This window comes from Candidatus Neomarinimicrobiota bacterium (genome assembly GCA_021734025.1).
In the GTDB taxonomy this organism is placed as follows: domain Bacteria; phylum Fidelibacterota; class JAANXI01; order JAANXI01; family JAANXI01; genus JAANXI01.
In genome coordinates, this window is sequence record JAIPJS010000003.1 from 131,612 (window position 1) to 144,333 (window position 12,722).

11 protein-coding genes are annotated in these 12,722 nt (G+C 49.3%); 8 read left to right on the forward strand and 3 right to left on the reverse strand.

The annotated features are described in order from the left end of the window. The first annotated feature begins 3 nt into the window (after positions 1-3). Positions 4-2,856 carry an insulinase family protein gene (locus K9N57_04800; protein MCF7803487.1) on the forward strand — a complete coding sequence of 951 codons (2,853 nt, stop codon included), beginning with the start codon at positions 4-6 and terminating at the stop codon, positions 2,854-2,856. Between the two features lie 202 nt (positions 2,857-3,058). Here K9N57_04800 and K9N57_04805 read toward each other — a convergent pair whose 3' ends face one another. Both K9N57_04805 and K9N57_04810 read right to left on the reverse strand, forming a co-directional pair. Beyond that, on the reverse strand, positions 3,059-3,844 hold the full coding sequence (locus K9N57_04805; protein MCF7803488.1) for an inositol monophosphatase: 786 nt from the start codon (positions 3,842-3,844) through the stop codon (positions 3,059-3,061). Then, positions 3,844-5,442 carry a sodium:alanine symporter family protein gene (locus K9N57_04810; GenBank protein ID MCF7803489.1) on the reverse strand — a complete coding sequence of 533 codons (1,599 nt, stop codon included), beginning with the start codon at positions 5,440-5,442 and terminating at the stop codon, positions 3,844-3,846. Before K9N57_04810 ends, K9N57_04805 begins: the two co-directional genes overlap by 1 nt. A 485-nt stretch (positions 5,443-5,927) precedes the next feature. On the opposite strand from K9N57_04810, the gene K9N57_04815 reads away from it, so the two are divergent. The 4 genes from K9N57_04815 to guaB all read left to right on the forward strand — a co-directional run bounded on the left by K9N57_04815 (position 5,928) and on the right by guaB (position 10,301). Further along, a complete protein-coding gene (locus K9N57_04815; protein MCF7803490.1) occupies positions 5,928-6,359 on the forward strand; it encodes an OsmC family protein in 432 nt (143 codons plus the stop codon). 144 nt (positions 6,360-6,503) lie between these two features. Then, entirely contained in the window at positions 6,504-7,139 is a 636-nt protein-coding gene (locus K9N57_04820) for an MBL fold metallo-hydrolase (GenBank protein MCF7803491.1), read from the forward strand. A gap of 117 nt (positions 7,140-7,256) precedes the next feature. Then, complete coding sequence (gene hutH / locus K9N57_04825; protein MCF7803492.1) at positions 7,257-8,783, forward strand: histidine ammonia-lyase; 1,527 nt, start codon at positions 7,257-7,259, stop codon at positions 8,781-8,783. Positions 8,784-8,828: 45 nt separating this feature from the next. Next, entirely contained in the window at positions 8,829-10,301 is a 1,473-nt protein-coding gene (gene guaB / locus K9N57_04830; protein MCF7803493.1) for an IMP dehydrogenase, read from the forward strand. A gap of 68 nt (positions 10,302-10,369) precedes the next feature. Here the strand turns inward: guaB and rpsT are convergent, their stop codons facing one another. Beyond that, positions 10,370-10,621 carry a 30S ribosomal protein S20 gene (gene rpsT, locus K9N57_04835; GenBank protein MCF7803494.1) on the reverse strand — a complete coding sequence of 84 codons (252 nt, stop codon included), beginning with the start codon at positions 10,619-10,621 and terminating at the stop codon, positions 10,370-10,372. 228 nt (positions 10,622-10,849) lie between these two features. On the opposite strand from rpsT, the gene K9N57_04840 reads away from it, so the two are divergent. From K9N57_04840 to K9N57_04850, 3 genes are all read left to right on the forward strand, one after another. Next, positions 10,850-11,410 carry a hypothetical protein gene (locus K9N57_04840; protein ID MCF7803495.1) on the forward strand — a complete coding sequence of 187 codons (561 nt, stop codon included), beginning with the start codon at positions 10,850-10,852 and terminating at the stop codon, positions 11,408-11,410. Positions 11,411-11,434: 24 nt separating this feature from the next. Further along, positions 11,435-11,836 (forward strand): sporulation protein, encoded by a 402-nt coding sequence (locus K9N57_04845; protein ID MCF7803496.1) that lies wholly within the window; start codon positions 11,435-11,437, stop codon positions 11,834-11,836. Between the two features lie 66 nt (positions 11,837-11,902). Then, positions 11,903-12,580: a Crp/Fnr family transcriptional regulator gene (locus K9N57_04850; GenBank protein ID MCF7803497.1), complete on the forward strand. Its 678-nt coding sequence runs from the start codon at positions 11,903-11,905 to the stop codon at positions 12,578-12,580. The last annotated feature ends 142 nt before the right edge of the window (positions 12,581-12,722 follow it).

Below are 12,722 nucleotides of genomic sequence, written 5' to 3' on the forward strand. Positions count from 1 at the left end.
TATATGCATAAGTTAAAGTTATTTCTCAGTATAATGCTGTTACTGTCTTTTGTCGGCTGCGCAGGTACGAACCAGCAACAGTCTAAAAGCGATACAGCGACGGATACGGGAGAATCCGCCTATGCCCTGGATCAGGAGTTGCCTGTTGGACCGCATGTTGAAAAGGGGCAGTTTGCCAATGGGCTGACCTATTACATCCGAAAAAACTCCCGGCCAGAGAATCGGATGGAGCTGCGCCTGGTTGTGAATGCCGGTTCAATCCTGGAAGACGAAAATCAACAGGGTTTGGCACATTTCACTGAGCATATGGCGTTCAACGGGACGGAGCACTTTGAGAAACAGGAACTGGTGAATTATCTGGAGTCCATCGGGATGCGGTTTGGTCCGGATATTAATGCGTATACCAGTTTCGACGAAACCGTCTATATGCTACAGCTACCGACAGACAGTGCTTCGGTCATGAAGGAGGGATTTCAGGTGCTGGAAGACTGGGCGCATGCATTAACATTTACTCATGAGGAAATAGACAAGGAGCGGGGCGTTGTGCAGGAAGAGTGGCGCCTCGGCCGTGGTGTACAGGCCAGGATACGGGAAGAACAGTACCCGATACTTTTTCACAATTCCCGGTATGCGGAGCGGCTACCGATAGGTAAAAAGGCGGTACTCGACACCTTTCACTACGAGGCGCTTACCTCGTATTACAATACTTGGTACCGCCCGGAACTGATGGGCGTTGTTGCTATCGGGGATTTTGATCCTGGGCGAATACACACACTTATTGGAGAGCATTTTCAGTCGCTGGAACCAAAACCCGAAGCGCCGGAGCGAAAAATATATCAGGTTCCGGATCATGAGGAGACGCTTTTCGCCATCGCATCCGACCCGGAAGCCACGCAATCTGGCGTCTCCATTTATTACAAGCAGCCTGCAACACATGAAGAAACTGTGGCTGATTACCGGCAAGGCATCGTGGAGCGCCTGTACAACCAAATGTTCAACCAGCGGCTGTCTGAGTTGACGCAAACCGAAGATCCGCCATTCCTCAGTGGATATTCAGGGCAGGGACAGTTTGTCCGGTCTAAGGAGTTTTACTATCTCGGCGCCACGGTGGAAGATAATGGCCTACTGCGGGGATTTGAAACGCTGTTGACCGAAGCGGAGCGGGTGAGAAAGCACGGTTTTACAGCGACCGAGTTGGAGCGGGAAAAACAGTCGATTCTCCGGTCAATCGAACAGACGTACCGCGAACGCAACAAGACTAGATCGCGTCGATATGCCTCCGAGTATATCCGGAACTTCCTGTTTAATGAGCCAATCCCGGGAATCGAATATGAGTATGCCGTATACCGGGAATATGTCCCGACGATTAGCCTGGAGGAGGTGAACCAACTGGCGGAGGAGTGGATTACGGATAAAAATCGGGTGGTTATGACCGAATCGCCGGAAAAGGAAGGGAACCGTATTCCCGGTGAAGAAGATCTCCGTGGAATCATGCAAAAAGTTGCTGATAAAGACATCGTGGCGTACAAGGATGACGTCAAAGATCAACCGCTAATGGAAAAGGTGCCTGAACCCGCTGAGATTGTCGCCGATACCATCTACGAAGATGTCGGGGTGACGGAATGGACGCTGGCAAACGGAATCCGGGTTGCACTGAAACCGACGGATTTCAAGAATGACGAGGTGCGTTTCGCATCCTTTAGTTGGGGAGGAACTTCTCTTGTTCCGGACTCCAATCTGATTCCGGCAGAGACGGCGATAAGTATAATCGGACAAAGTGGAGTAGGTGACTTCAGCGAGATCCAGCTGGGTAAGCTGCTTTCGGATAAGGTCGTCAGCGTAAGTCCGTATATCGGTCAGCTCAGTGAAGGAATGTCCGGCAGCGCTTCCCCCGAAGATCTGGAGACCATGTTCCAACTGATTTCTCTCTATTTTACCGAAATACGACGGGACAGTACGGCCTTTGCATCGTTCAAATCCCGGTATAAGGCCTATTATGCTAATCAGGGCGCCAACCCTGAGAGAGCCTATCAGGATACGTTAACTACCACTCTGACTCAGCATCACCCACGGTTCAAACCGTATACTGTGGAGACCTTTGAGCAAATGGATCTGGACAAGTCCATGCATATTTACCGCGAGCGCTTTGCCGATGCCGGGGAGTTTACCTTTGTATTCGTCGGGAATTTCAATCCTGATTCGCTCAAACCGCTGGTCAAAACATATCTTGGTAGTCTCAAAGATTTACCAGGTGAAGAACAGTGGCGGGATGTGACCTATTCGTATCCGGACTCGGTTATTAAAAAGACAGTGAGAAAAGGGATTGAACCCAAAGCACGCACGGCCATCGCCTTTACGGGAATGGAAGATTGGACCCCGAAGAAAAGATATGTGGCTAGTGCGCTGACTGATTATCTGAGTATTAAACTCCGGGAAGTCGTCCGCGAGGATTTGGGCGGGACCTACGGTGTGTCAGTCAACGGTCGATTCCCGAGACTTCCCAGAGAAAGATATCGCATCCGGATATCGTTTGGAGCCGATCCCGAACGCATCCAGGAGTTAACTGACGTGGTATTTGCCCAGATTGACAGCCTGAAGGAGCATGGTGTTGGCAAAGAATACCTCCAAAAAATTACGGAGATTGACCTTAGAAACCACGAGACCAACCTGAAGGAAAACAGTTACTGGATGAATCAGATCAAGAATGCCTACTATTACGGAACGGATATGGGGAATATACTCACGTACCCGGATCTTGTGAATAGTATCACGACGGCTGACATTCAAAAAGCCGCGCAACGGTACCTCAATATGGATGACTATGTACAGATAACTTTGCTACCTGAACAACAGTAACTGACTGGAGTATTGAGGTCTCATGTGTTGAAGTGGAAATGTGTGATGTGAAAATGACCAGGTACAAAAATTGAGTTTTCAGTTTAGCCTCTATGCATTAAAAACAAGTCGATCACAGGAGGCATTAATCTATCTACCTACTCCTAATATAAATACGGTTTTTACTTGAACACCTGAACACTCGAACACTATAACACTGTAGTTATTCTCCCGACGGTACCAACCCAATCACATCCTGCATTGCCTGATGAATTTTCCCGTTGGATGCCAGAATTTCGCCGTCGAATATGGTTGATCCCGAGCCATCGAATTTACTGACTGTGCCACCGGCTTCCTGCAGGATCAGCGTTCCAGCTGCTACATCCCAGGGATTTAGATCCAGTTCCCAGAATCCATCGAATCGCCCGGAAGCTACATAGCAGAGATCCAGTGCTGCCGATCCATCCCGCCGTACACCGTGACTTCGATAATAAAAGAGTTTGAAAAGCTCCATCGATTTGTACCATCGTTCAGAGACCTTGTACGGCAGTCCCGTGGAAAGCAGGGAGGAGGACAGTTTTTCCGTGGAGGATACCTGAATCGGTTCCTTGTTTAAAAATGCCCCCTGCCCCCTGATTGCCGAGTACAACTCACCATCTTTGGAATTATGGACAATGCCGATCACCAGTTCACCGTTCTGCTCGACGGCAATGGAGACGGCATAATGTTGATACCCGTGTACGAAATTTGTGGTTCCGTCCAATGGATCGATAATCCATCGGGTTTCGGCATCGGATTGTTCAACGTCGCTTTCCTCAGCCAGAATGTCGTGATCGGGAAATGTCTCGTGGATGCTCTCCACAATGAGCCGTTCCGATGTTCGATCCACGTCGGTGACCATATCCGCACGGCCCTTATAATCGATGGAACCAAGCTTTCCTGCGGATTTCTCGATGTGATCGCCGGCGACCTGGGCGGCGTTTAGTGCAACCTGAAAAAGTTCGTTCATTACCGTATCTCCGGATGTTTGACGCTGGTGTACAATTTCGTCCAGTCGGCAACCTTGTTCACCAACCCCAATGTGGCCAGTAGATTCGGAATCGCCATCAGCGCCATGGCGATATCGGAAAATAGCCAGACCGTATTCAGTGTTAAAAGTGATCCTAAAAAGATAAAGATTACAAAGATGATTCGGTACGGCAGAATGCCCTTTCTGCCCACAATATATTCAATAGAACGGTCTCCGTAGTAAGACCATGCCAGCGCGGTAGAGAAAGCAAACAGGATAACGCCGATGGAGACAATGTAGTTCCCCCAACGTCCGGGCAGTCCACGGCTGAAACCCTGTGCGGTGAGTTCGGCTCCGGTGAGTGCCACTTCTCCGGACACAGCGAGATCTGCTGAAGGATCGGAGGAGACGATTTGACCCTCCTGTATGGTAATCGTCCCGGAAAAATCGGAATAATCAGTCAACTCATCCTGAGCAAGAAAAGAATAGTTGTCCACGGTGCCGGTTTCGTGATAGATGCTGAAGTCACCGCTGATTGCGCCGTCTTTGACGGTGATTGTCCCGGAATACGGCTCTTTGACCTGAAGGCTGTTCGGGGTGATTTCTCCGGCATAGACAGTGAGTTCAGAGAGATAAGCACCTTCCAGGATTTCATCAAATTTTTCTTGCCACACACCGGTCGTTACCAGCACCAACCCGGTAAGCGTACAGATGATGAGTGTGTCGATGAACGGACCGATCATGGCGACTACACCTTCGCGCACGGATTCCTTGGTTTTGGCAGCAGCGTGTGCAATCGGCGCCGATCCCAGGCCCGCTTCATTGGAAAACAGACCGCGTTTGATTCCCCAGGTGAGGGTAACAATCCAGGCCGAGCCGAAGAATCCGCCCATCTGAGCGGTTGGCGTAAAGGCATTCTCAAATATTAAAATGATTGACGGAATGATATTCTGGTAATTCGCTGCGATAATAATTACAGCACCGATGACATAGATCGCTGCCATAAAAGGCACCAAACGACTGGCCACGCGACCAATACGCCGAATTCCACCGACGATAACTACGCCGACTAATCCGGCCAAGACCAGTCCGGTAATAAATGGCGGTACGCCAAAATCACGATGTAGGGACACGGCGACCGTATTGGACTGTACCAGGTTGGGGATTCCTAGTGATGTAATAAGGACCAGAGCGGCAAAGGTGATTCCCAGCGGTTTCCATGCGGCGCCCAGCCCGCGCTCAATGGAGTACATCGGGCCGCCGGACGCCGTGCCATCGCCATGGATCGTCCGGTACTTGTGGCTCAGGGTACAGGTTGTAAATTTTGTCGCCATTCCGAAAAGCGCGGTAATCCACATCCAGAAGAGAACGCCGGGGCCGCCCCAGTGCACAGCGGTCGCCACACCGGCAATATTCCCGATTCCGATGGTAGCGGAAAGGGCGGCGGAAAGCGCCTCGAAATGATTGATGTCACCTTCGTCGTCTGGATTGTCGTAATGCCCGGCGATCACCCGCCACGCATGACGGAATAGCCGAAATTGCGGGAATCCGAGCCGAAAGGTCAGAAAAATGCCTGTGCCAACAAGGATAATCACCATCGGCCAGCCCCAGACGACACCCGATATCGAGTTCAGAATTGATTGCAATGCTTCCATGTATGTGCTCCTCTGAAGACAGTATTCAAGTGTTAATGTGTTACCCCATGTTATAGTGAAAAATTATCACGAGTCGCGGGTCTTTCTAACGTTTTCCACCTTCAATTCTATCTATATGCAAGTTTCAGGTATCCACTTTTTCCGGTTTCCTTCGTCGCGGTGGACTCCGATCGCATTCTTTTCGCAATACGTAATGCGCAGTACGCAATACTCGCATTGCTTCAGAGAAATCTGGTTTTGTTCTCTAAAATCCCACAAGGCTTCAGTGGGATATAATGTTGAATATGAAGACGAAAATTAACACCGGGCTTTCTCAGAATCAACTAAGTGTCCGGCACTCTGCCACGCTAATTTTGAAATTGTGGCAATTGGTCGGTATAATATTCCTGAACATTCAGGAATCAATGTAACGTAAATCAAGGAGGTTTATAATGGCGAAACGAACAGGCTCTGCACAGTGGAAAGGCGGTCTGCAGGACGGGACCGGTACAGTCAGCACAGAAACCGGTGTATTGGACAACACTCCATACTCCTTTACGTCCAGATTTGAAGAAGGCAAAGGATCCAATCCGGAGGAGCTTATCGGAGCCGCGCACGCGGGGTGCTATTCAATGGCGCTCTCTGCAGAACTCGGCGAAGACGGATATACGCCGAATTCCATCGATACCACTGATAAAGTTCATCTGGTAAAGAAGAATGACGGCTTTGCTATCTCAAAAATCGAAATTCATACCGAAGCGGACATTCCGAATATTGATGAAAATACATTTTTAAAATATGCCGAGGCGGCAAAAAAGGGCTGCCCGGTTTCCAAAGCACTAGCCGGCGTCGAATTTGAGCTCCATGCTACGCTGAAATAAAAGAAGAGCTTTGTCGAGCGGGGTTCTCGGAATGAGGATCCCGCTTTTTTTATTCCTCAGAACGGCTCTACCACAATTGCATAAAAATTCATTGTGATGGCAATTTTACACCATGAATAGCCCAATGAAGGAGGTAATATATTCATGTCAGAACCGTCTGCACGAGCTCAAGTGGTTGAAACTGTCGCTCCGGCCATTCTCCACTGGACACTTGAGGATGATCGAATCCATAACCGGAGCGATTCGTATGCAATCGAAACGCCGGATGGCAATGTATTAATAGACCCGCTGCCACTGAAAGAGTCTGCGCTCGGCGACCTCGGAGAAATTCGTGCTATCTGTCTGACAGGGAGATTTCATCAGCGTGCCGCCTGGCGGTACCAGGAACACTTTAGCGTTCCGGTATACGCTCCGAAAAACGGTAAAGGATATGAGGGGGAACCAGACCACCTCTACGAATCCGGAGATATGCTTCCGGGGAATCTCAAGGTTGTACACGCGCCGGGGCCGACGGATGCTCATTATAATTTTTACTATACGAGTGATAATTTGAAGGCCATGTTTATTGCTGATCTGCTTATTCGGAGATCTGCGGATAACATCTTCAGGTTCGTTCCGGGCCAGTTCATGGACAATCCGGATCTCACCAGAGAAAGCGCCAGGAATCTGCTCAACTACGATATCGATTTACTCTGTCCCAACCATGGCGCAGTCCAAAAAGGGAATGTTCACCAAGTCATCAGGGAGGCACTTGAACACGACCTGGAAAAGGGGCAATAGGTAAAAAGAGGGGATGTCGGAATTTTACATTCCGTCTATTTCTCGATTTTGCGTTTTTACCTTGATATGTAAAAGGCGGTCGAATAAATTTGTAAAATTTAAACGAAGGCCGCATGCATGGATCGTTTGATTCTCGACGGTAACAGTTTATCCCTCGAACAATGTTCCGATTTCCTTGCCTTCAACTCGCCTGTGACTATTGAGGACACCGCCATCCACCGGATGGAACAATCCCGGGAGGTTGTGGAGCAGGCAATTGCCTCCGGAAAAACCGTCTACGGGGTTAATACCGGATTCGGTAAGCTGTCGGACGTTCGGATTGACAATGACAAACTTGAGCAGCTCCAGGCGAATTTGGTCCGGAGCCACGCGGCCGGTGTCGGCGATCCGATAGGCGATGATATTGTTCGCTTAATCCTATTATTTAAGATTAATGCTCTTGCCAAGGGAAATTCTGGCTGCAGGGCGTTAATCGCCGAAACGCTGGCCGAGGTGTTGAATGCCGGTATCCTGCCAGTTATTCCGGCACAAGGCTCCGTTGGCGCAAGCGGAGACCTGGCTCCTCTGTCTCACCTTGCATTAACTCTTATGGGGGAAGGGATTGTCCAGTATCGCGGTAAAAAAATACCTGCTATGTTTGCACTTAAGCAGGAAGGAGTCGAACCGGTCACATTGAAGGCCAAAGAGGGGTTGGCGATTCTGAACGGAACACAGGTCTCCCTGGCGCTTGGTGTGGAGGCGCTTCTTCGGCTCGACAATCTGGTGAAGGCAGCAGATATCATTGGGGCGATGAGCGTAGAGACACTCCAGGGAACTGATCAGCCTTTTCGGGCAGACGTTCAGGAAATCCGGGCTCAGGATGGACAGGTCGCCAGCGCCAAAAATCTTTACTCACTATTGCAGGACAGCGAAATACATGACCATCACCGGGATTGCGGGAAGGTACAGGATATGTACAGTCTGCGATGTATGCCCCAGGTACATGGTGCGTGCAGAAATGCACTGGAATATGCTCGCCCGGTGTTGAGCAGGGAAATGAACTCCTCGACGGACAATCCCATCGTGTTCCCGGAATCGGGCGAAATTGTGTCCGGCGGGAACTTCAATGCAGAACCAGTGGGGATGGTGCTGGATTCACTTTCAGTTGCGGCAGCAGAACTCGCAAGCATTTCCGAGCGTCGAATCGCCTCGATGATGGATCCGCAGATGAGCCAGATGCCACCATTCCTCACGGAAAACAGCGGATTGCAGTCAGGGTATATGCTGCCACAAATTACGGCGGCCTCGCTTGTCTCCGAAAATAAGGTGCTGGCGCATCCGGCGTCCGTCGATTCCATTCCGACATCCGCAAATCAGGAAGATCATGTCTCAATGGCCCCGCATGCCGGCAGAAAGTTACGTGATATTACCGCAAACGTTGAGAATGTGTTCGCCATTGAATGGCTCTGTGCTGCCCAGGGATTAGATTTGAAGAAACCACTGACTCCGGCAAAATCCTTGCAGCCGGCATACAGACTGATCAGGGAGCATGTCCCTCCATGGGAAGGAGACAGAAGCCACGAAAAAGATATTCATGTGGCTGCACGGCTTATAAAAATGGGAATGCTCGTTAAGAGCGTTTCAGAAACACATCCCTTAAAATGAAATCCAGATATGACGATAACAATCAGCAAAAGGTAACGAAAAGATATGACTGATCTGAATAACCTCGAAATAGGCTGGACGTTCGACGATATTTTGCTGGTGCCGCAGAAAAGCAATGTACTGCCCAGTGAAGTCAACGTTGAGACCCGGCTGACGAAATCAATACATCTCAATATCCCGTTGGTAAGCGCGGCAATGGACACCGTCACCGAAAGTGAGATGGCCATCGCTATTGCCAGGGAAGGCGGGATCGGTATCCTGCACAAAAATATGAGTATGATTAAGCAGGCGGAGCAGGTAGACAAGGTGAAGCGCTCGGAAAGCGGGATGATTATGAATCCGGTAACGCTTCCGCCGAACCGCAAGGTCTCGGACGCGCTGGAACTCATGGCGAAATACAAAATATCCGGCATCCCCATTGTGAATGAGGAATCCAAGCTCGTTGGCATTCTGACAAACCGTGATCTGCGGTTTGAAACCGACCATGATCAAATCATCGAAGACGTCATGACCAAAGAGAATCTCATCACAGTACCTGTTGGAACGACTCTTGATGAAGCGGAATCCATCTTGCAGGAACATAAAATCGAAAAATTATTGGTCGTCGACGACGATAATACGCTCCGTGGATTGATTACGGTTAAGGATATCCAGAAACGATCCCAATTCCCCAATGCGGCCAAAGATGAACACGGTCGGCTCCGGGTCGGAGCGGCGATCGGGGTCTCCGGCGATACAATCGAACGGGCAGATCTCCTGATTGCCAATTCAGTGGACGTACTCGTTGTGGATACGGCGCACGGACATTCCCAGGGTGTCATTGATACCGTGGATAAACTGAAGAAAAAATATCCGGATACGGACATCATCGCAGGCAATGTGGGCACTGAAGACGGAGCAAGGGCTCTGATCGAAGCCGGTGCCGATGCAGTGAAGGTAGGGATCGGGCCCGGATCAATATGTACAACAAGAGTCGTCGCCGGGGTGGGAATCCCGCAGATTACCGCTATCTCCGATTGCGTGAAAGTTGGTCAGGAATACGATATCCCCGTTATTGCCGACGGCGGTATCCGGTACTCCGGGGACATTGCCAAGGCGCTGGCCGTCGGTGCAGACTCTGTCATGATAGGCTCCCTCTTCGCCGGAATGGAAGAGAGCCCGGGTGAGACGATCCTGTACGAAGGCCGGACGTATAAGTCCTATCGCGGAATGGGGTCGGTGGAAGCGATGAAGGAAGGCAGTAAAGACCGTTACTTCCAGGATTCTGAAGATGAGGTAAAGAAGCTCGTGCCAGAGGGTATAGAAGGAATGGTGCCGTATCGCGGTCCGGTGAAAGAGACAATTTATCAGCTGGTTGGCGGGGTGCGTTCCGCGATGGGATATTGCGGAGCACCGGGTATTCCCGAGTTACAGAAAAATGCGAAGTTTAAGCGAGTGAGCCCGGCTGCGGTGCGGGAAAGCCATCCTCACGATGTAAAGATCACCAAGGAAGCTCCGAACTACCGGGTAGATTTATAACGGGAGATAAAAAAAGGGCAGCAACCGGGCTGCCCTTGCAGAATAAATTCTTCCAAAGGAAGTGAATGCTACAGACTATTCACGTGCTTAGTTATTTTGCTCTTTTCCCTGGCGGCCTTGTTTTTATGAATGATACCCTTGGAAGCCACCTTATCGATAGTGGAAACCGCGTCCTGGTATAACGATTCGGCCGTTTCCTTATCGCTGGCATTCATCACTTTTTTTACGGCCGACCGCACCTTGGTTTTGTAGTGCAGATTATGCTTCCGGCGCTTTTCGGCCTGTCTGACTCGCTTCTTTCCGGATTTTGTTATTGGCATGTGACTCCTTATCCATTGCTATTATTTTAAATCGAATTAATTTATACGGCCGAGCCAGCAAAGTCAACTCTCCTTTAACATAAACCCCAATGTGTACTTATAATGTTCATTCTCTGGACAATGTTAGCGATATTTCTGGTGATATTACTCCTCCCGGTGAAGTTTTCCGCGGAATGGAATCGTGAAAATCCGGAAGACTCCCATACGTTAGAATTTCGGATTTCGTGGATGGCAATTCTGCAATTTTACGGGACGGTTGATAGTCTGTCCGGGCAGGATTTCTCGCTGAGAATCTTTGGGTATTTAAAATCTCTGGAAAAAGAGTTGCCCAGGGAAGAGGATAGTGTTGACGAGGCGGAGGAGCCGGAAGAACCACGGAAGCCACTACAAAAAAATCTGCGAAAAAAATATATTAAATTCCGAAAGTATTTCGGCATCGCCGAGGTGAAAAAAGTTCTGCGCCTTGTCCCGGATCAAATCTGGCATTTTTTGCATATTAAACAACCGGAGGTAGCAGTGGTATTCGGAGTCGGCGAACCCCACAAAACAGGACTCATCATGGGCTTAATTCACAGCTCGGGAATCTTGCGAAAGATAAACGGGACAATTACTCCGGATTTTCTCGCTGAGACTATGTACGGGAATGTCAGATTCCGCGGATGGATAATCCCCGGAGAGATAATTGGAAGACTGGTTTTGATTGTTTTTACTGTAATTTCACTTGGCATTCGACATCGAATTGGCGTAATATTTTACAGTTCGCGACAAAAAGGAATATCGGCTACATAAATCGGACAACGAGGAGATGAAAGTATGATCGAAGAACTAATTAAATCCGTTTTACCGGAACTCAGGCAAATTGCGAAAGGGCAGACTGTTGTGGGCGAACCTATACAGGCTGGTGACTCTACTGTAATTCCGGTATCAAAAGTGTCGGTCGGATTCGGCGCCGGCGGCGGTGGCTCGGAAAAGGACAACGGACAGGGTAGCGGCACCGGTGGTGGTGCTTCAATTGAGCCGGTGGCGTTTATCGTGATTACGGATGGCAAAGTTCAGCTCGTGCCGTTGACGTCCAAAGATACAACCATCGGTAAGGTGATCGATATGGTTCCGGAAATCCTGGATCGGGTCGGGTTGAAGGGGCAGGGTCCGAAGCAATCCGACGAAGAAACGCCCGATGATGAACCTGTTGAAGAGGAAGGTTCAGACGGATAATCAAAAGCGCTTGCTTTTAAAATTTACGCCCTCTATTATCTTTTAAACCAACCAGAGGAAACCTTTATGGATACATCAATTCTTGCAACCGTTCCTATATTTGCTGATTTGGATGAGGACGCACTGGATAAGATTGCTGAACTGATGCGGAAGCGGACTTATCCAAAGAATAAAATGATACTCATGGAAGAAGACGAGGGGGACACGCTGTTCGTGATCGACGAAGGCAGCGTGAAAATCACTCGCATTAGCGAAGATGGCCGGGAAGTAATTCTCTCCATGCTAAACGCCGGAGATTTCTTTGGTGAAATGAGTATTTTTGACGGGGAATCCCGATCGGCAAATGTCGTAACCCTGGAAGAATCCGATGTTTTTCTTCTGAAACGCGCCGATTTTCTTCATCTACTGGAAAAATATCCAAAAATATCAGTATCCCTGCTGCAAGAACTGGCCAGCCGGCTGCGTAAATCCGATGAGCTTATCGAGAGCCTGAGTCTGAGCGATGCCGAAAACCGGATTGCCCTGACGCTGCTGCGTCTGGCGGACGATCTCGGCATATATAAGGCTGGGAAAGTTGAAATTGATAACCTGCCGTACCAGCAAGATATTGCCAATATGGCCGGGACCAGCCGGGAGACAGTGTCCCGGACGCTGAAGCTCCTGGAAGATAAGGGATTTATCGCCAAGGATGGGCATAAGGTCGTTATTCATGATTATAACGAATTTAAGAAGCATTTTAGTTAAATCCAGTTCGACAGATTTTATTAAACTAACATAGTGTAGGGATGCACCACTCTTTTTCTCTACTCAAATAAAAATCGACCGCACTGTTCTTCGGCCTGGTTGCTTACATGGCAATGAACTGTGGGGTGAATTTACGGTCATA